Here is a 19,255-nt window from a genome sequence, read left to right on the forward strand (position 1 = left end):
AGCCCTGCCGCCGTGGCAGCGGCAGGCCCGCGAAAACATTGTTAACAGGCCTTATGGCCTGCATGGGCCTTTGGCACCCATAATCGCGGGGAACCGTTACGCAAAAACACCTCGCATCCATGGCAAAGAACCCTTTCTACCTGGTGTGCTACTACGGCCAGGTTCCAACGGATGCTGCGCAGCCAAAGGCCCTGAGCAACTTGATCCAGTCGGCTCGGGCGCTTGCACAAAGCCACGGCCTGACCGGGTTACTGGCGTTGGCTGATGGGTACTACCTGCATCTGGTGGAAGGTGAACGGTCTGCGGTGCAAAGCCTGGTGCACCACATCAGCAGCTTTTGGGGCAGCACGCCCCCCACCGTGCTGCTGTCGTTGGCCATCAAGCGGCAGCGCTATGCCCAGTGGAGCGCCAATGTGGTCGAGCGCCCTGCCCCCGCCACAAACATGCAGCAGCGCCTGGCGCGCTTGCACCAGTTCATCGCGCAGGACTCCATGGCGGCCATACCAGACCTGTTTCGGTACTTCCTCATGCCCAGCACGGCATTGCCTGCCCCCCACGAGCCCAGCGCGCCAGCGCAGCCGCGCCGCAAAGTTCGGCAGGTAGCGGTATTCAGCAGTTCGCTACTGTGGTTCAACCCCATCTTCAGCCAGGTGGCAACCCGCTTTCGCGGCCATCCGCAAACCCTCAAGGCCTCCAGCACCGGGAGGGAGGTAGACATGTTCCCCATCGATTACGTCGATGTGGTGGCCGGCCCGCTGGGCGCCGTGCGCATGGTGGGCATCACCCTGGATTTGCTGGACTCCACCTTGTCATACCCCCTGCTCAGCAAGGTGGAAGTGGCCGTGCTGCTCACCCGCAACCACGCCGCCAGCAAAGACTTGCAGCTGCTCGAGCACGCTATGCGGCATCCGGCGATGCTGTACTCCATCCCCCAGGTGTTGCTGGTGAACTCCAGGCTCAGTGACGACCTTTCGCAGCATTTCGCCACCCTCGCGGCCGAGGCGCGCCTGCCCACCACGGAATTGGGGGCGTCTGTTTTGTCGGGCGAGCCCATCTGGGCTGCCATCGCCACCATGCTGCAGACCACACCCCCCGCCCCAACCAACGCACCGTTTGGCGATCGCTTAGGTACTGCGGCGCACTGAGGGGGCCGTACTTACCTACGTTGGCGTCTCAAGGCTGGCACTGCGGTGCGGCCGCAGCACCTCCAGCAACCTTCAGTCTTTGGCCGATGAAGCTGCAACGCCCAGCAGATCAGCCACCTGGCTGGCCGTGGCGCGCGCAGCACCCCGGTGGGCCTGGGCAAAGGCAGTGGCTGCGGCGCGGGCTTTCTGCAGGTCGTGCGGGTGCTGCACCAGGGCCAGCGCCTTGTCTACCGCAGCAGGCAGCCCAGGGGTGCGCCAGGCGGCACCTGCTTCACAGGCCAGTTCCGTCGCTTCGGCAAAGTTGAAGGTGTGCGGCCCCACCACCACCGGGCAGCCGCAGGCGGCCGCCTCGATCAGGTTTTGCCCGCCCAGGGGGGCAAAACTGCCGCCCAGCAGCACCACATCGGCCAGCGTGTAATAGGCGGCCATCTCACCCATCGAATCGCCCAGCCACACGTCTGCAGCCGCGGGCACATCCCCCTGCCAGGCACTGCGACGGGCCACACGCAGGCCAGCGTCCTGTAGCAGCTGCGCCACTTCATCAAACCGGTTGGGGTGGCGCGGAACGATCAGCCATTGAACCTCTGGTTGCGAAATATTTGCTATGCTTTTAGAAGCAGCCTGCGCTTGATCTGATTGGCCTACAGGGCGTTTTGACTTAAAAAATTCAAGCCAGAGTGCTTCCTCGCCCTCGCGGCTGCTGGCCAGCATGACGACCGGGCGGCCCGCCAGCATGCGCCAGCGCTTGCCCATCTCGATTTGCGCCGGCTCGGGTATCACGTCAAATTTCAGGTTGCCAAACACCCCGCGCACCGGGGCGCCCAGGTCTTGCAGCCGCTCGGCATCCACCTGCGACTGTGCCCACACGGCCGTCAGTGCCCGGTAGGCCGGCAGCGCTAAAGGGGCCAGCCGCCGCGCGCTGCGCCAGGACTTGTCGTTCAAGCGGGCGTTGGCCAACACCAGGGGCACGCCCCGGCGCTGGCAAGCAGCGATCAGATTCGGCCAGACCTCCGTCTCCATCAGCACGCCGATGGCGGGGCGAAACTGCCGCAGAAAGCGCGCCACGGCGCCGGGCGTGTCCCAGGGCAGCCATACCTGCACATCGCCAGGCTGCAATAGCTTTTCGCCCTCTGCCCGGCCCGTGGCAGTGCCATGGGTGAGCAGCAGGCGCATGCCCGGCACTTGCGCGCGCAACTCGCGCAGCAAGATGGCAGCCGCCCGCGTTTCGCCCAGCGATACGGCATGAACCCACACAAACCGGCCCAATGCATCCATGCCGCTGTGCCCGACCAGGCTGTCCAAGGGCTGGGCATAGCGGCCAAAGCGCTCGTGCACGGCCACGGCGTACCCGGGCTCCGCACGCGCGCGGCGGCGCAACTTGCGGCGCAGCAAAGGCTGAGCCCCCCAGGTAATGGCGCTGTACAACGCGCGGGCAAAGCTCATGGTGCAAGGGCCTCACGCACCCAAAGCCAACGCCGGGCAGATCCTCGGCTGGACCGGGACGGGGAAAAAATGGAGTTCATACGCAAAAGGCGCACGGAGTGGCCTCGTCCGTATGCAGACGAGACCCAGCCGAGGTCAATGGCTGGCGGCGCCAATCTGTGCACCGGGCTTGACCTTTTCCAGCAGGGCCAGCATGGCCGCCTCGATGCGGTGCAGCGCTTCGGGCGTATGGCCTTCGAAACGCAGCACCAGCACGGGCGTGGTGTTGCTGGCGCGGATCAGGCCGAAACCATCGGGCCAATCCACGCGCAGGCCGTCGATGGTGTTGATCTGCGCAGGTGCGGCAAAGGCGCTGGTCGCCAGGGCTTGCAGCTCGGCCGTGAGGCGGTGCGGCTCGCCCTCGGCGCAGGTCACATTCAGTTCGGGTGTTGAGTGGCTGGTGGGCAGAGCGTTGAGCACGGCGCTGGGGTCTGCGCTGCGGCTCAGGATTTCGAGCAGCCGGCAACCTGCGTAGGTGCCATCGTCAAAACCGAACCAGCGTTCCTTGAAGAAAATGTGTCCACTCATCTCGCCGCCCAGCGGCGAGTGGGTTTCCTTCATGCGGGCCTTGATGAGCGAGTGGCCGGTCTTGAACATCACCGGCACACCACCCGCCTGGGCAATGGCGGGCGCCAGGCGCTGGGTGCACTTCACGTCAAAAACGATCTCACCGCCGGGCACGCGCGAGAGCACATCTTGCGCAAACAGCATCATCTGGCGGTCGGGGAAGATGTTGGTGCCGTCCTTCGTGACGATGCCCAGCCGGTCGCCGTCGCCGTCAAACGCCAGGCCCAGTTCCGCATCGCTGGCCTGCAAGGCGGCGATCAGGTCGCGCAGGTTTTCTGGCTTGCTGGGGTCGGGGTGGTGGTTGGGGAAATTGCCATCCACCTCCGAGAACAGCTCAATCACCTCGCAACCCAGCGCGCGGAAGATGGCCGGGGCCGATGCACCCGCAATGCCATTGCCGCAGTCCACCACCACCTTCATGGGGCGGGCCAGTTTCACGTCACTCACGATGCGCTCGCGGTAGGCACTCAGCACATCGGCCTGGCGCACACTGCCACCGGGCTGAAGTTGCCAGCTTTCTTCTTCCATGGTGCGGCGCAGGGCCTGGATTTCCTCGCCATAAATGGCGCGGCCTGCCAGCACCATCTTGAAGCCGTTGTAGTCCTTGGGGTTGTGGCTGCCCGTGACCTGGATGCCGCTGGTGCACAGCGTGTGCGCCGCGAAGTACAGCATGGGCGTCGTGACCATGCCCACGTCGATCACTTCCAGGCCCGCCTCCACCAGGCCCTGGATGAGGGCGGCAGCCAGACCGGGGCCAGACAGCCGCCCGTCGCGCCCTACCGCCACCACCCGCTCGCCCTGCGCACGGGCCGCCGTACCAAACGCCCGGCCCAGGCCCAGGGCCACCGATTCGTTCAGGGTGGAGGGCACGATGCCGCGAATGTCATAGGCTTTGAAGATGGCGGGCGTTGTTTGCACGTAAGGGCCTTTCAAGGAAAAAGTTCGGGGAAACCAGGGCCTGACCGATCACGCCGACCACGGAAGCTGGGCGGCCGTGATGTCCGGCAAAAGACCGCTGGATTGTAGGTGCGCGGCGCAAGTGCCCGCCCCTGAAAGCCGCCGGCGCGCCCACCAGCCCCAGCGAATCCCCCGCCCGTAGCGCCCAAGGCACATGTCCGAAAACGGCCAGTGTTTGCGCACCTGCGGCCTATGATGGCCCCATGACCGCGCCCCACCTTGCCCGCACCGCCGCTGCCCCGCCCACCGAGCAGGACGAAGGCCGCTACATGGCCTTGTGCGCACGCGATGCACGGTTTGACGGGCGCTTTTTCACAGGCGTCACTTCCACGGGCATCTATTGCCGCCCGGTGTGTGCCGTGCGCACGCCCAAGCGCGAGAACTGCCGCTTCTTTGACCTGGCGGCCCAGGCGGAAAAAGCCGGTTTCAGGCCCTGCCTGCGGTGCAGGCCCGAGGTGTCTCCAGCCTCGCTCATCTGGTCCACACAAGATGCCGGGCATTTGCTGGTGCAGCACGCCCTGCGCCTGCTGGATGCCCCCGATGCCCTGCAAGGCGCCCTCCCCCTGGCCGAACGCCTGGGCGTGAGCGACCGGCACCTGCGGCGCCTGTTTGAGGCGCAACTGGGCATATCGCCCCTGCAATACCTGCAAACCCGCCAGTTGCTGACGGCCAAGCAGCTGCTGACCGACACCCCCTTGCCCGTCACCGAGGTGGCGCTGGCCAGTGGCTTTGGCAGCGTACGCCGCTTCAACGCCGCGTTTGCCCAGCACTACGGCTTGAGCCCCATGGCCCTGCGGCGCAGCGGCGCGGTGGCTGGCGAGGGTGCCACCGGCACACTGCGCCTGGCTTACCGCCCCCCGCTGGATGCCCAGGCCCTGCTGGCGTTCTTTGCCAAGCGGCAGTTTGCCGGGGTGGAATGGGCCCAGGCCGATGGGGCGGCACCCTGCCTGCGCCGCACCGTGCGGCTCACAGTCCACGAAGCGGCAGGCTCGCGCGTGTTGACCGGCTGGGTCCAGGCGCAATTCGACCTGCCCCGCCACCAGGTGCTGCTGCAAACCAGCGACAGCCTTTACCCCGCGCTGCCCGCCGTGATACGGCGCGTGCGCGGCCTGCTGGACCTGGACGCAGACCCTGGCGCCATCAACGCCGTGCTGCATGGCGACTTTCCACACGGCGACGGCCTGCGCGTGCCCGGCGCCTGGGATGGGCTGGAGCTGGCCGTGCGCGCCGTGCTGGGCCAGCAGATCACCGTGGCCGCCGCCCGCACGCTGGGCCAGCGGCTGGTGGAGCGCTTTGGCGAGCCCATCGACACCCCGTGGCCCGAGCTGCAGCGGCTGTTTCCCGCAGCCGCTGCGCTGGCGCGGGCCGAGGGCGACGCGCTGGGGCAACTGGGCATCGTGCGCCAGCGCCAGGCGGCCATCGTGGCGCTGGCCCGTGCGGTGGACGAAGGCCGCCTGGTGCTGGACGGCAGCGCCGATGTGCTGGCCACCACCCAGGCCCTGCGCGCCTTGCCCGGCATTGGCGACTGGACTGCGCAGTACATCGCCATGCGGGTGCTGCGCTGGCCCGATGCCTTCGTGGCGGGCGATGTGGCGTTGCACAAGGCATTGGGCGTGCAGGGCCAAAAGCAGCCAGCCAAGGCGGCAACCGAGGCATCCTTGCGCTGGCAACCCTGGCGCAGCTACGCCGTGGTGCGCGCGTGGGCCACCCTGGAAGGAACCGCGCCCGCGGCCGAACATCCCCAGCCAGCATCGCAATCACTATCAAATCAATAGCTGGTAGCGCTTACTGCCGTTGGCCTCAATGCCTTTTTGACTCATATTTTATGAAATACGCACCTGACACCGTCCAGACCCGCATCACCACCTCCCAGGGCCCCGTCTGGCTGGCCGCCACGGCGCGGGGTCTGGCGGGCTTGTGGTTTGCCGGGCAAAAGCACTTTCCGCCCGCCCTGCTCGGCCAGCCTGCCTGGGCACCCGCGCCGCAGCACCCCACCTTGCAGCAAGCCGCTGCCCAACTGCAGCAGTACCTGCAAGGCCAACGCAGGGGGTTTGATTTGCCGCTGGACCTGTCGGCCGGCACCGCCTTTCAGCAAGCCGTGTGGCAGGCTCTGCTGGCGTTGCCGTGCGGGCACACCACCACGTATGCGGCGCTGAGCCAGTCCCTGGGCCGCCCCAGCGCCGTGCGTGCCGTGGCTGCAGCCGTGGGGCGCAACCCCATCAGCGTGGTGGTGCCCTGCCACCGGGTGCTGGGCAGCGACGGCAGCCTAACGGGCTACGCCGGTGGCCTGCCGCGCAAGGCAGCCCTGCTGGCGCTGGAACAAGGTATGGCTTGAAAGCCACTCGCACCGACAACCGCCTTTTGAGCCCCACAAGACGCCCTGCAAACCACGACAATGCAGGGCTCGCCCCGCTGAGGGCGAAAGCGGCATGTGCCTGGGCCCATTCCAAAACGGGCTCAGCCAACCCGCTGGCCTTCCACCGCACAGAAAGCACCCCGCGTGACAGTGACATCCCAGGCGCCCATGTCTTCATGGTTGGGCGAATTCGTTTTTCTGGCCTCTTTGTGGGGCGCTTCCTTTCTGTTCATGCGCATGGGGGCCGCAGAATTTGGCCCCATCGCCACCGCAGGCCTGCGGGTGGCGCTGGCCACGGCGCTGCTGTGGCCCGTGTTGCTGCGCCAGGGGCAGTGGCCCGCGCTGCGCCAGCACTGGCGCCCCATCTTGCTGGCAGGGGTGGTCAATTCGGCCATTCCGTTTGCCTTGTTTTCCTGGGCGGTCATGCACATCGCCACCGGGCTCACGTCGATCCTGAACGCCACGGTGCCACTGTTTGGCGCGCTGGTGGCCTGGCTGTGGCTGGGCGACCGCATCAACCGCTTGCGCTGGCTGGGCCTGGCGCTGGGTTTTGTGGGCGTGGCGCTTTTGGCATGGCGGGCACCCGCGGGCGTGGGGGTCAAGTCGGACCAGGCGGGCTGGGCCATTGCGGCGTGCCTGGCGGCCTCGTGCTGCTACGGCATTGCGGCCAGCTATGCGCGGCGCAGGCTCATGGGTATCCCGCCGATTGCCACCGCCACCGGCAGCCAGTTGGGCGCAGCGCTGGCGCTGGCACTGCCCACCGTGTGGTTCTGGCCAGCACACACGCCAGGGCTGCGGGCCTGGGCCGCCATCGGGGCCATTGCCCTGCTGTGCACCGCCCTGGCCTACATCCTGTACTTCCGCCTGATCGAGCGCGCTGGCCCCAGCCGCGCCCTGGCCGTCACCTTCATCACACCGCTATTTGCCGTGCTCTATGGCAGCCTGTTCCTGAACGAAGCCGTGACCCCGTGGATGCTGGGCTGCGCGGTGGTCATCGTGGGCGGAACGCTCTTGTCAACCGGGCTTGTCACAAGGCTGTGGCCCCGGCCCAAACGGGTGGAGAGCGCCTAAACTCGGGGGATGGTGCCCAGAACCTGTTTGAAGCCTTGTTGGAGAAGCGCCCAGGCGCCCCGTGTCGCCGCCGCCATGCGGCCCAGCGCCTTGCAAGGCATTCTTTTGCGCGGCAGCGCCATCCAATAGTTCAGGCCATGGGCTGTCCAATGCGCCTCTGCTCCCTTCCCGCTCTGGCTCTTGTGCATTCCCTCCACGCTTTTGAACAGGCCCTCTTGCCGCCTGCGTTTTTCCCTGCGGGCATCTGTGGTCAGAAACCCGAATCATGGGCAGAGGATGGTTTCAACGCCCGCCTACGCCCACCGGTTTCATGATTTCTTTTTTGCTGCTGGCTGGTGGCCTGCTCGTTCTTGTTGTCATCACCCTGGCTTGGCTGGAGCCAGTTGAGTTGCTGCGCCCCAGCCGGCGCAGCCAGCTGATTGCGGGTCTGGTCGGTGGTGGGGTGTCTGCGCTGGTGTTGCTGAGCTTGCGCTCTGGGCCAGACGGTATGGCGGTGGTGGTGCACCCCACGGCCACGGCCTTTTTGGGGCTGTACTTCGGGCCCTTGGCGGCCCTGGTTTCTGCCGCCATTGCGCTCGCGGCCCAGCTCGCCCTCCCCCAGCCGCCCTGGGGCGCAGCGATCAGCGTGCTGGCGGGCGCGTTCTTAGCGGCATCCCTTTCAAGGTCTTGTCCCCGCAGCCTGTTTGAGGACACGAGCGGTGGACAGCTGCTTGCGAGCCACAGCGCCAGCCACGTATCCCCCAGGCTTTTCCTTCTTGGGGCCGCGCTTGGCCGTGGCAACACTGCGCGGGTTGACCGTCCTTGCCAAGCGCAGCAGATGCTGCGCAACCTCCCCGCCTGACGCCTCGCACCACGATTGCCACACCTCAGATGGCAGCGCGATGAGCATGCCCTGGTAGTCGCTGGCCACATGCACGCCCAGGTGATAGGTCGAGACATCCAGACCAGGCGCTCGCTCGCAGTGCGCCTGCTCCACGCAGCGCTTGAGTAGCGCCAACACGTTGAACGCCAGCACTGCTGCAGCAAACCCCAACAGCGCCGCACGCGGGTGGCCCAAGGTCCGGATCTCGCTGTGCAGCACCGATTCGAGCCGTCCGAACAAGCCCTCGATGCGCCAGCGCTTGCGGTACAACTGCGCAATGGTGGCCGCGTCGATGCTCGCCGGCAGGTTGCTCCACAAGGCAATGCTTTGGTCACCCGCTTCGGTGGGCGCCTGCAACTGGATCTCGATGCGGCGCCAGGACGGCGGGGCGAGCACCGTCTCCTGGGTGGCCGCCAGCTCAATGGCTTGCTCACGCACCTGCCCTGTCTCTGTTGGCACGGCTTCGCTCCAGGGGCCGGTATTGTCCAACTTCGGGTGCCTGGCGTGCTCACGCACGATAAAGCCCGCTTGGCGCTGTTGCCAGCCCTGCAGCAGGGTGCGGGTGCAGAAGTGGCGGTCGGCAATCCACACCTGGCCCTGCTGGGCCTGCTGCAGCAAGGTGGCCGCGCCTACGCGCTCGCTCTCGTGCGCGTCCTCGCAGGCCAGGATGTCCGTGACCAGGGCGCTGTCGGGGTCGTAGACCACCAGCGTGTGGCCCGGCATGGCCGCTCCCCGGTGCGAGCGCAGTGGCGCCAGGCGTTTGTCACTGGCTGGCAAATGGTTGCCATCGAGAATGCGCAGTTGCCAGCCCTGTAGGCTGGGCTGGCTGCCTACCGCAGCAACCACCGGCTGCAGGCGCGCCGCGCTGCCTTGCACCAGTGCCCGCAGCACCTGGGGCTCTGTGCGCTTGACCTTGTCGTACAGCGCCGCCAGCGTGACGGGCAACTGCGCCATCTTCTTGGCCGCCGCGTGCAGCGAGGGGCGCAGCCCCAGGCTCACCAGCATCATCAGCTCCACCACGCTGGAGAACAGCAACTCGCGTGGATATTGGCGTTGGCGGCTGGTCTGGAACACTTCATCCACCCAGCACGCCGGCAAGGCATGCTCCAACGCCACCCGGGTCATCACGCTCACCGGCGCATGGCTCTCAAACCTCTCCAAGACTTCTTTCCACATCCGCAGTTCTCCCTCTGTGGGGCGAAGGTTACTGCTGCGGGAGCAGGGACAACACCTTGAAAGGGATGGTTCTTAGCGGGCGCTGCTACACGTTGGCATGCGCAGCGAGACGACCGCCCCGCGCGCCTGTGGATCAGCATGCTGGTGCTGGCAGCCCTGCTGCCCCCCGTCACTTACGCCTGCCTGGTGGTCAGTGGCGCCGCCCCTGCGCCCTCGTCCCTGCAAGATGCGTTGGTGCGGCTGCCCTGGTACCACGGGGCGGGTATTTTGCTGCTGGGCACGGGCCGGCAGCTGCTGGCAGGGCGCGTGCACGCCATGCAGGCCCTGCGTGAGGCCCACGAAGCCCTGGCTCAGCGGGAGGAGCAATTGCGCCTCGCCCTCGATCCGCTCAACGGCGGGCGCTGGGAATGGCAGGTGCAGCGCGAGGAGTATCGCTGCGAGGGGCATTTCTACAACACATTTGGCATCGACGACACCAGTGCCCCTGACTTGTGGGAGCGCTGGTTTGCCCGGCGACACCCGGCAGATGCTGAACGCACGGCCAGCCACCTCGCCCGCGCGCGCATGGGGCTGGAAGACTCGTACGAAGCCGAGTTTCGTGTCAAAAACAACGCCGGGCAGTGGCGCTGGATCATGTCGCGCGGCACGGTGGCCGAGCGCGACGCCCAAGGCCGCCCCGTGCGGCTGGCCGGCATGGATGTGGACATTACCGCCCACCACGAAGTGGAGGACGCGCTGCGCGCTTCCGAGGCCAAGTCAAGCACCATCTACCTCACCCTGCCCGACCCTGCTGGCATTGCCAGCATGAACGACGGACGGCTGCTGGAAGCCAACCCCGCCTTGTGCGCCCTGCTGGGCCTGCCGCGCCATCAGGTGCTGGGCCGCACTTCGCAAGAGCTGAACCTGTGGGCCACCCCGCACGAACACACCCGGCTGCTGCACGCGGTGCTGCGCAACGGGCAGGCGCACCAGTTGCCCATGCGTGCGCGGCGCCAGGATGGGAGCACCGTGTCGGGGCTCACCTCGGCACGGCCCGTGCACATCAACGGGCAAGAAGGCTTTGTGTTCGTCTTCCACGACATGACGGAGGCCGAGCGCATCAGCGAAGAACTCAAGACCCACAACGGCCTGCTGCAGCAAGCGGGCCGCCTGGCAAGGCTGGGCGCCTGGGAGCACGACCTGACCAAGGGGCTGCTGTACTGGTCAGACATGTGCTTCGAGATCCACGGTCTGCCCGCGGAAACCCCACTGCCAGAAAACTACATCGCGCAGTACGTGGCCCCCGAATACCAGGCCGAGTTGCGCCAGAAGCTCCACGACTGCATCGACCATCGTCAGGAGCAGAGCATGGACTTGGAAATCCTGCGCGCCGATGGCCGCAGGCTCTGGATCAGGGCCCGCTGCGAGGCGGTGCTGGAGCATGGCAAGGTCGTCCGGCTGCGGGGCGTGACGCAGGACATTGACGAAGCCCGACGCGCGCGCCTGCGCTTGAGCCAGTCGGAAGAGCGCTTCTCCCGCATCTTCCAGCTCATGCCCTTCCCCATGGGGCTGTCGCGCTGCAGCGATGGGCAGTACGTGGAAGTCAACCCCGCCTGGGAAAAGTTGCTCGGCATTCCCCGCAGCGAGGCCCTGGGGCGCACCTCGGTTGAATTGGGCGTGTTTACCCCGGCCGATCGCGAGAACCTCATCCAGGCGGCCGCACTCACCAGCCAGCTCAACGGCTACGAAGTCACCATTCATCCCCGAAATGCCCCCCCACGCACGGTGTTGCAGTCGATGCGCATGACGGACTTTGACGGCGAGCCGTGCTGGATGTTCTCAGTCCAGGACATCACCGACCGCAAGCGCACCGAAGAGAAAATCCGCGAGCGCGAGGAACTGCTCTCACTCACCATCTCGGCCGCATCGCTGGGCCTGTGGGACTGGGACTTGCAAGCCGGCACCGTGACCGGCGACAGGCGCTGGCGTGCCCTGCTGGGCAACAGCGGCCCCGCTGCCAGCACAGAGCCCCTGGGCTGGACGCAGACCGTTTCGGCAGACGATGTGGACCGCATCACAGCTGAAATCGCGCGCCACGCTGCCCACCCGGCCACACCGTTCGATGCCACCTGGCGCCTGGAAGGCACGGGCAGCGACAAGCCCCGCTGGGTGCGCAATCTGGGCAAGATCGTGAGCTTTGATGCGCGGGGCACCCCACAACGCATGCTGGGGGTGGCCATCGACGTGACGCCGCAGCGCGAGCAGGAGGTGCTGCTGCAAAAGCTGGCCCACTTCGACGCACTGACCGGCCTGCCCAACCGCGTATTGCTGGCGCGCAGGCTGCAAGAGGCCATGGTGCGCGCCCGCCAGCATGGAACGCTGCTGGGGGTCGCCTACCTGGATCTGGATGGTTTCAAACCCGTCAACGACCGCTTTGGCCACGGTGCGGGCGACCGCCTGCTCATGGCCGTGGCCGGGCGTCTGTCGCTTGCGCTGCGCACGGACGATTGCGTGGCACGCCTGGGGGGTGATGAATTCGTACTCCTGCTCCCCGGACTGGAATCATGCGCCGACTGCGAAACCCGTTTGCACCGCGTGATGGAAAGCGTGGCCGCCCCCTACCCGCTGGATTCCGAACGCGTGGTGGTCACCGCCAGCATTGGCTACACCCTGTTCCCGTCGGACGACGCCGATGCCGACACCCTGCTGCGCCATGCCGACCAGGCCATGTACGCTGCCAAACAGGCGGGGCGCAACCGCTTTCACCTGTTCGATGCCGTGCAGGACCGGGCGGTGCAGCTGCTGCGCGAGCAGGCCCAGCGCATGCGCAACGCACTGGACGAAGAGCAGTTCACCTTGTACCTGCAGCCCAAGGTGGACATGCGCATGGGCACCGTGGTGGGTGCCGAGGCGCTGGTACGTTGGCGGCACCCCGAGCGCGGCGTGCTGGCCCCCGGCGAGTTCTTGCCGCTCATCGAGGGCACCGAACTGGAAATCGTTTTCGGCCAGTGGGTCATCGAAGCCGCCCTGCACAAGCTTGAAAAGCTGCAAGCGCTGGGCATTGAGCTGCCCATGAGCATCAACGTGGGCGCCCAGCAGTTGCAGCAAAACGACTTTGCCACCTGGGTGGCGCAGTGTCTGCAGCGCCACCCAGGTGTGCCGGGGCACATGGTGGAGATTGAAATCACCGAAAGCGCGGCCCTGTATGACCTGCACGCCGTGACCGGCACGCTCGAATCCCTGCGAGCCCTGGGGGTGGCGGTGTCGCTGGACGACTTTGGCACCGGCTACTCGTCATTGACGTACCTGCGGCGCTTGCCCATGGACACGCTCAAGATCGACCAGAGCTTTGTGCACGGCATGATGAACGACCCCGGAGACTTGGCCATCGTCCAGGGCGTGATTGGCCTGGCCCGCTCGTTTGGCTACCGCGTCATTGCAGAAGGGGTGGAGACCATCGAGCAGGGCCAGATGCTGCTGCAACTGGGCTGCCCCCAGGCCCAGGGCTACTGCATCGGCAAACCCATGCCGCTTGAAGACTTTGTGGGATGGACGCGCACCTGGCAGCCACCTGCGGGATGGCATCGGAACCGGTTGGTTTAAATCCAGCCCAAATAGCGACCTAACGCTCAATCCATAAGCGGTAGCAGCTATTAATTTAATAGCAAACAAACAGATAGCAACGCCGGGAGACTGGTTTTGAACATCCGCGAACTGCGCGCCGACGACCTAGCTCCTCTGCTCGGGCTCTACACCCACCTGCACGAACACGACGACCCGCTCCCTTCTGCCCCTGAGGTTCAAGCCGTGTGGGCAGACGCGCTGGCCAACCCGCGCATTCAATACTTTGGCGGATGGGATGGGGGCCACTTGATCTCGTCTTGCATGCTCACCATCATCCCGAATCTGACGCGCGCATGCCGCCCTTTCGGCGTCATTGAAAACGTGGTGACGCAATCAGCCTACAGAGGCCAGGGCTGGGGGCGTGCGCTGCTGCAGCACGCCCTTGCCCATGCTTGGCAGGCGCGATGCTACAAAGTCATGTTGATGACTGGTCGGAAAGATGAAAGCACCCTGCGCTTTTACGAGCAGTCAGGGTTTGAACGGCACGGCAAACAAACCTTTGTCGCCCGGCCACCGCAGTGAATGGGCCGATTGATCACAGCGCTCTGGGCGCCGTGCCAGGTCGCCGATTCAACCTACCAGATCCTTCACCTGTTGCAGGGCAGCGGGGTCGTCCATCGTGGTCAGATCCCCCGGGTCGCGGCGCTCGGCCACGGCGTGCAGCGCACGGCGCAGCAGCTTGCCGCTGCGGGTCTTGGGCAGCACGTTCACAAAATACACGCGTGATGGCCGTGCCACGGCGCCCAGCTGGTGGTCCACCTGCTTCATGACCTCACCTTCGAGCTTCAGGCGGGCCGCGTCCGAGTCGAGCCCCGAGGCATCCTTGGCCACGGCAAAGGCCATGGCCACCTGGCCCTTGAGCTGGTCTGCCACGCCCACCACTGCCACCTCGGCAATGTTGGGGTGGGATGCAATGCTCTCTTCGATTTCGCGGGTGCCCAGGCGGTGGCCAGCGACGTTGATCACATCGTCCGTGCGGCCCAGGATGAAGTGGTAGCCGTCAGCGTCACGAATCCCCCAGTCAAACGTGCTGTACAGCAAGCGACCGGGGATGCTCTTCCAGTAGGTGTTGACGAAGCGTGCGTCATCGCGCCACACGGTCTGCATGCAGCCGGGCGGCAGCGGGCCTTCAATGCCCACCACGCCCTTCTGGTTGGGGCCGGTCAGCTCTTCGCCGGTGGACTCGTCCACGATCTTCACCGCATAGCCATACATGGCCTTGCCGGGGCTGCCAAAGCGCGTGGTTTGCTGCTCCACACCGTTGGCCAGGGTCAAAATAGGCCAGCCAGTTTCGGTCTGCCAGTAGTTGTCGATGATGGGCACAGCCAGCGCGTCGCTGATCCATTGCGCTGTGGGCTCGTCCAAGGGCTCTCCCGCCAGCCACAGGGCCTTGAGGCTGGAAACGTCATATTTCTTGAGCCAGCTGGGGTCTTGCTTCTTGAGCACACGCACCGCCGTGGGGGCCGAGAACATGTGGGTGACCTTGTACTTTTCCACAATGCTCCACCACACACCAGCATCGGGGCGAGTGGGCAGGCCTTCGTACATGATGGTGGTCATGCCTGCGATGAGCGGGCCGTAGATGATGTAGCTGTGCCCCACCACCCAGCCGATGTCGCTGGTGGCGAAGTAGGTCTGGCCGGCCTGCGCATCAAAAATATGCTTCATGCTGGCAGCCAGCGCCACGGTGTAGCCGCCGGTGTCGCGCTGCACACCCTTGGGCTTGCCGGTGGTGCCGCTGGTGTACAGCGTGTAGCTGGGGTGCGTGGACTCCACCCATTCGCAAGGCACGCTGGCGTTCAAATGTTGTTCGCGCAGGCTGGCCCAGTCGTGGTCGCGCCCGGCTTGCCAGTCCATGGGGGCGAGCCCCCGGTTGACCATCAACACAGCGGCCGGCTTGTGGGCCGACAGGGCAATGGCTTCGTCCAGCAGGGGCTTGTACGGCACCACCTTGCCGCCGCGCGAACCGGCATCGGCACTGACCACGGCCACGGGCTCTGCGTCTTCAATGCGGGACGCCAGCGAGCCCGAGGCGAAGCCGCCAAACACCACCGAATGCAAGGCCCCGATGCGCACGCACGCCAGCATCGCAAAGGCGGCCTCGGCAATCATGGGCATGTAGATCAAAACCCGGTCGCCCTTCTTCACGCCCAGGCCCTGCAAGGTGGCGGCCATGCGCTGCACTTCTGCGTGCAGTTCTGCAAAGCTGTAGCTGCGTTCGGTGTCTGTTTCGGTGGAGATGGCAACCAGTGCTGGCTGATCGGCCCGGGTTTTCAAGTGCCGGTCTACCGCGTTGTGGCACAGGTTGGTGGTGCCGCCCACAAACCACTTGGCAAACGGCGGGTTGCTGTAGTCGCAGATCTGCTGGGGCGGGGTGTTCCATTCAATGAGCGCCGCCTGCTCGCCCCAGAAGGCATCGCGGTTGTCGATGGAGTGGCGGTAAAAGTCAGCGTAGCGGGTCATTGGTTTGTCTCCTTCATCTCACGATCCGGGCCCAAGGCACAAGGCGCACGCCGCAGCAGACGGCCGACACCGGAAAAGGCGCATGCACTATTGGCCCCAAGTTTTGAATTCATAATTATTCATAACGTACTTGCGGCAAACTGACGCAAGCCCTACCTTCATTCGTCACCACGGCGCTACACGCCATACCGCTTGCACAAGCGCTTGCTCGAACGGCCATTACCCGTGGCATCAGCCCTGGTTGTAGTCGCGCACCAGTTGTTCGAAATCTGCAGCGGGAATGGGCTTGCTCAGCAGGTAGCCCTGCCAGCTGTGGCAATGGTTGCGGGCCAGGAAGGCACGCTGCTCCTCAGTCTCGACGCCCTCGGCAATCACATCCAGCCCCAGGCTGTTGGCCAGTGCCACCACCGTGCGGGCAATCGCGGCGTCATTGGGATCCGTCAGCACGTCGCGTACAAAGCTCTGGTCGATCTTGAGCTGGGTCAGCGGCAACCGCTTCAGGTAAGCCAGCGAGGAATAGCCGGTGCCGAAATCATCCAGCGAGAAGCCCACCCCGTAGCTGCGCAGCGTGGACATCTTGGCAATGGTGTCTTCCACGTCGGCCAGCAGCAAACCTTCCGTCATCTCCAGCTTGAGATGGCGGCCTTCTGCCCCCGTTCGGGCCAAGGCCGCCAGCACCTGCGGCACAAAACAGCTCTGGTGAAACTGGCGGGGGCTGACGTTCACCGCCAGGGTCAGCCCTGCCAGAGCCGGCTGCTGCGCCCACAGCGCCAGCCGCTCGCAGGCGGCTTGCAGCGCCCATTCACCGATGGGCAGGATCAAGCCCGACTCCTCCGCCAGCGGGATGAACTGGGCGGGTGACACAAAGCCATAGCGCGGATGCCGCCAGCGCAAAAGGGCCTCGGCGCCGGTAATGCGGCCGTTGTCTACCTGGGGCTGGTAGTACAGCTCAAACTGCCCTTGCGCCAGGCCTGCGCGCATGTCCAGCTCCAGCGCCGCCCGTTCACTGACGGCGGCCTGCATCTGGGGATCGTAAAAGCGCAGGGTATCCCGGCCAGCGGACTTGGCCTGGTACATGGCCAAATCCGCCCGTTTGAGCAACTCATCCACCGTCTCACGCATACCACTGAAGATGGTGATGCCCATGCTGAGCGAGCTGTGGTGCGTTTCGCCACCCAGCGTGTAGGGCTCACGCAGTGCCAGCAGAATTTTCTGCGCGGCTTCTTCTGCGCGCGCGGCAGCTTCCTCGCGGGTATCGCCCAGGTCTTCCAGCACCACCACAAACTCGTCCCCGCCCTGCCGGGCCACGGTGTCGTCTTCGTGCACGCAGGCGCGCAGGCGGTGCGATACCTGCAGCAGCAGCGTGTCTCCCCGGTCGTGGCCCTGGGTTTCGTTCAGGGTCTTGAAGTTGTCCAGATCCAGCAGCAGCAAGGCACCACTGCGCTGATGCCGGGCACTGGTGGCCAGGGCCTGTTGCAGGCGATCCATCAGCAGGCGCCGGTTGGGCAGGCGCGTGAGCGGGTCGTAGAAGGCGAGGTAACGAATCTCTTCTTCAGCGGCTTTGCGCTGGCTCAGGTCCACCATGGTCAGCAGGTGGTCGTTCCCCACCAGCACGCCTGCAATCTCGACCGTGCGCTGCTGTCCATCCCGGCATTGGATGGAATATTCCGCTGCCTGGATGGCACCACCCGACTTGTGCGCCTGCGTCAACGCACTGCTCCAGGCTGCACGGTGGCGTGCGCGCAGCTCGACGTCAGGGTAGGCCTTCAGCCACCATTGTTCTGCCGTGGAGATGTCTTCCTCGGTGTAACCGCAGATCTCCACAAATCGCTCGTTGCGAAAACTCATGCGCCCATCGCGCTGCACCAGGCACAGGCCCACCGGCAAGCGCCGCAAAATGTTCAGCAGGCGCTGCTCGTTGCCACGCAGCGTTTCTTCCATTTGCTTGCGCGAGGTGATGTCTTGCACCATGGCGATGTGATAGTCCGGGTTACTGCCCTGCGACCACATGGGTGTCACCGTCAGGTCCACCCACACTTCGCGCCCGTCTTTGTGGAAATAGCGCTTCTCAATACGAAACTCTGCGATGTCCCCAGCCTTGAGGCGCTCCATTTGCGCGAACCCTGCCGGCTGGTCGTCAGGGTGGCTGATTTCGCGCAAGCTGCGGCCCTGAAGCTCATCGGGGGTGTACCCGATGATGTCGCAGTACCGCTGGTTGATGCGCTGGATGATCCCTGTGTGGGAATCGACTTGGGCCACCCCCACGGCGGCCTGGTTGAACAAGGCGCTAAAACGCTCCTCGCTTTGGCGACGGGCGTTGTCCGAGGCTTTGGCCTGGACCAAGGCGATGGTGCGCTGGCGCACCAGCATGGCGGTCAGCAACCCGAGCAGCACAGAAACGATGCCCCCTGCCGCGCCCGCCACCCAGGGAAGCCGCTGTTCTGAAGGCGACAGCAGGGACTGCGTGGGCAGAAAAGTCAGTCGCCACAGGCGGCTGTGCACTTCCAGTTCTCTGGTCAAAGGCCGAGCACCCGCAAGCGCATCGGCGGTGGGCGCCAGCAACGAGCGGCTGGTACCCTCTTGCGCCGACACATGCACAGAACCCGCATCTTCCATCGCCACCGACAGCCCCCGCAGGTAGCCCTGCGACTGCAAAGTGCGAACCATGTCATACACCCGGAGCGTGACCGCGACCGCCCCCAGAAACGGGCGCTGCGCCGCATTGCCTGGCTGTGGCGGGCCGAACACCGGAATGCGAATGACAAAGCCCGTACGATGGTCGCGCTCTTGAATCAGGTCGAAGGGGGCAGACGCCACCGGACGGCCGCTGTCCCGGCTGAAATGCATGGAGGCCAGGTTGGCGGGCTGGGCGCTGATGTCCAGCCCCAGCATCTCGGCATCGCTGCGCATCGGCCAGATGTAGTGGACGACGAAGTATTCGTCCCGATCGCCCGCGGGACGGATCGCAAATGGAGCCCTGTGCGCGGGTGCCAAGGATGGATCGTTGCGAACCGACTCTTCGTAGGCGGCTTTGTCCTCGCGCGCCACGCGCTTGGTGAAGGCCAGATTGCGCACGCCGGGATAGCGCCGCGCCGCGTCCAGTTCCGTCACCACCCGATCAAAGTCAGCGCGCCCCAGCGATGGATTCAACGAGAAAAGGCTATGCAAGCCGAACACGATCTCGGTGTTGGCTGCCACGCGCTGACCCAGCGCGTCTGTGAACGCCTTGGCCTCTTGGGTAAAGCGCGTCTGCTCGATGATTCCCACAGACTCACGTTGCTGAAGCACCGCCCAATAGCTGACGATGAAGCCCATCACCGCAACGGCGCAGCCCGCCAACCAAGGGCGATAACGGCCGTGCGATAAAAGGGACACCATGGAGAACCCTGCAGGGGGAATATTGATCTGGATGATTGGACAAGTCTGGCTTGGAGGCCCTCGCCCGTCAAAGCGGGCATCTACCCATTCTGCGGGATCCCAAGGTAGCTGGCGCGGCGCACAAAATACAAGAAAATAGGACTCCAGCGCTCATCTATAAAGCGCCAGCAGCTATCAAAAACATAGCATTGGATA

At 65.3% G+C, this 19,255-nt stretch carries 11 protein-coding genes; 6 read left to right on the forward strand and 5 right to left on the reverse strand.

Annotated elements, in window-relative coordinates; translation table 11 throughout:
* Positions 1–119 precede the first annotated feature (119 nt).
* The gene (locus BDD18_RS00660; protein ID WP_142080805.1) at positions 120–1,145 is read left to right on the forward strand and encodes a BLUF domain-containing protein; all 1,026 of its coding nucleotides are present in this window, start codon (positions 120–122) and stop codon (positions 1,143–1,145) included.
* Between the two features lie 72 nt (positions 1,146–1,217).
* On the opposite strand, the gene BDD18_RS00665 is transcribed toward BDD18_RS00660, so the two are convergent.
* Together BDD18_RS00665 and BDD18_RS00670 are read right to left on the reverse strand one after the other, a co-directional pair.
* Complete coding sequence (locus tag BDD18_RS00665) at positions 1,218–2,588, reverse strand: 3-deoxy-D-manno-octulosonic acid transferase (protein ID WP_142080807.1); 1,371 nt, start codon at positions 2,586–2,588, stop codon at positions 1,218–1,220.
* 135 nt (positions 2,589–2,723) lie between these two features.
* On the reverse strand, positions 2,724–4,112 hold the full coding sequence (locus tag BDD18_RS00670; RefSeq protein WP_066691026.1) for a phosphomannomutase/phosphoglucomutase: 1,389 nt from the start codon (positions 4,110–4,112) through the stop codon (positions 2,724–2,726).
* 242 nt (positions 4,113–4,354) lie between these two features.
* On the opposite strand from BDD18_RS00670, the gene BDD18_RS00675 reads away from it, so the two are divergent.
* From BDD18_RS00675 to BDD18_RS00685, 3 genes are all read left to right on the forward strand, one after another.
* Positions 4,355–5,926, forward strand: coding sequence for a DNA-3-methyladenine glycosylase 2 family protein (locus tag BDD18_RS00675; RefSeq protein WP_142080809.1), 1,572 nt, complete (start codon positions 4,355–4,357; stop codon positions 5,924–5,926).
* Between the two features lie 50 nt (positions 5,927–5,976).
* Positions 5,977–6,486 (forward strand): methylated-DNA--[protein]-cysteine S-methyltransferase, encoded by a 510-nt coding sequence (locus tag BDD18_RS00680; RefSeq protein WP_142080811.1) that lies wholly within the window; start codon positions 5,977–5,979, stop codon positions 6,484–6,486.
* Between the two features lie 189 nt (positions 6,487–6,675).
* Positions 6,676–7,578 carry a DMT family transporter gene (locus BDD18_RS00685; RefSeq protein ID WP_142080813.1) on the forward strand — a complete coding sequence of 301 codons (903 nt, stop codon included), beginning with the start codon at positions 6,676–6,678 and terminating at the stop codon, positions 7,576–7,578.
* 658 nt (positions 7,579–8,236) lie between these two features.
* Here BDD18_RS00685 and BDD18_RS00690 read toward each other — a convergent pair.
* Entirely contained in the window at positions 8,237–9,565 is a 1,329-nt protein-coding gene (locus tag BDD18_RS00690) for an IS4 family transposase (protein WP_082758840.1), read from the reverse strand.
* Positions 9,566–9,754: 189 nt separating this feature from the next.
* Here BDD18_RS00690 and BDD18_RS00695 point away from each other — a divergent pair, with 189 nt between their 5' ends.
* Both BDD18_RS00695 and BDD18_RS00700 read left to right on the forward strand, forming a co-directional pair.
* The gene (locus BDD18_RS00695; RefSeq protein WP_142080815.1) at positions 9,755–13,198 is read left to right on the forward strand and encodes a bifunctional diguanylate cyclase/phosphodiesterase; all 3,444 of its coding nucleotides are present in this window, start codon (positions 9,755–9,757) and stop codon (positions 13,196–13,198) included.
* 96 nt (positions 13,199–13,294) lie between these two features.
* Positions 13,295–13,741: a GNAT family N-acetyltransferase gene (locus BDD18_RS00700; RefSeq protein WP_142080817.1), complete on the forward strand. Its 447-nt coding sequence runs from the start codon at positions 13,295–13,297 to the stop codon at positions 13,739–13,741.
* A gap of 48 nt (positions 13,742–13,789) precedes the next feature.
* Here BDD18_RS00700 and BDD18_RS00705 read toward each other — a convergent pair whose 3' ends face one another.
* Together BDD18_RS00705 and BDD18_RS00710 are read right to left on the reverse strand one after the other, a co-directional pair.
* Positions 13,790–15,682 carry a propionate--CoA ligase gene (locus BDD18_RS00705; RefSeq protein WP_142080819.1) on the reverse strand — a complete coding sequence of 631 codons (1,893 nt, stop codon included), beginning with the start codon at positions 15,680–15,682 and terminating at the stop codon, positions 13,790–13,792.
* A 231-nt stretch (positions 15,683–15,913) separates the two neighbouring features.
* The gene (locus BDD18_RS00710) at positions 15,914–19,060 is read right to left on the reverse strand and encodes a bifunctional diguanylate cyclase/phosphodiesterase (protein WP_142080821.1); all 3,147 of its coding nucleotides are present in this window, start codon (positions 19,058–19,060) and stop codon (positions 15,914–15,916) included.
* Between the last annotated feature and the right edge of the window lie 195 nt (positions 19,061–19,255).

This window comes from Acidovorax temperans (assembly GCF_006716905.1).
Classification (GTDB): Bacteria; Pseudomonadota; Gammaproteobacteria; order Burkholderiales; family Burkholderiaceae_C; genus Acidovorax; species Acidovorax temperans.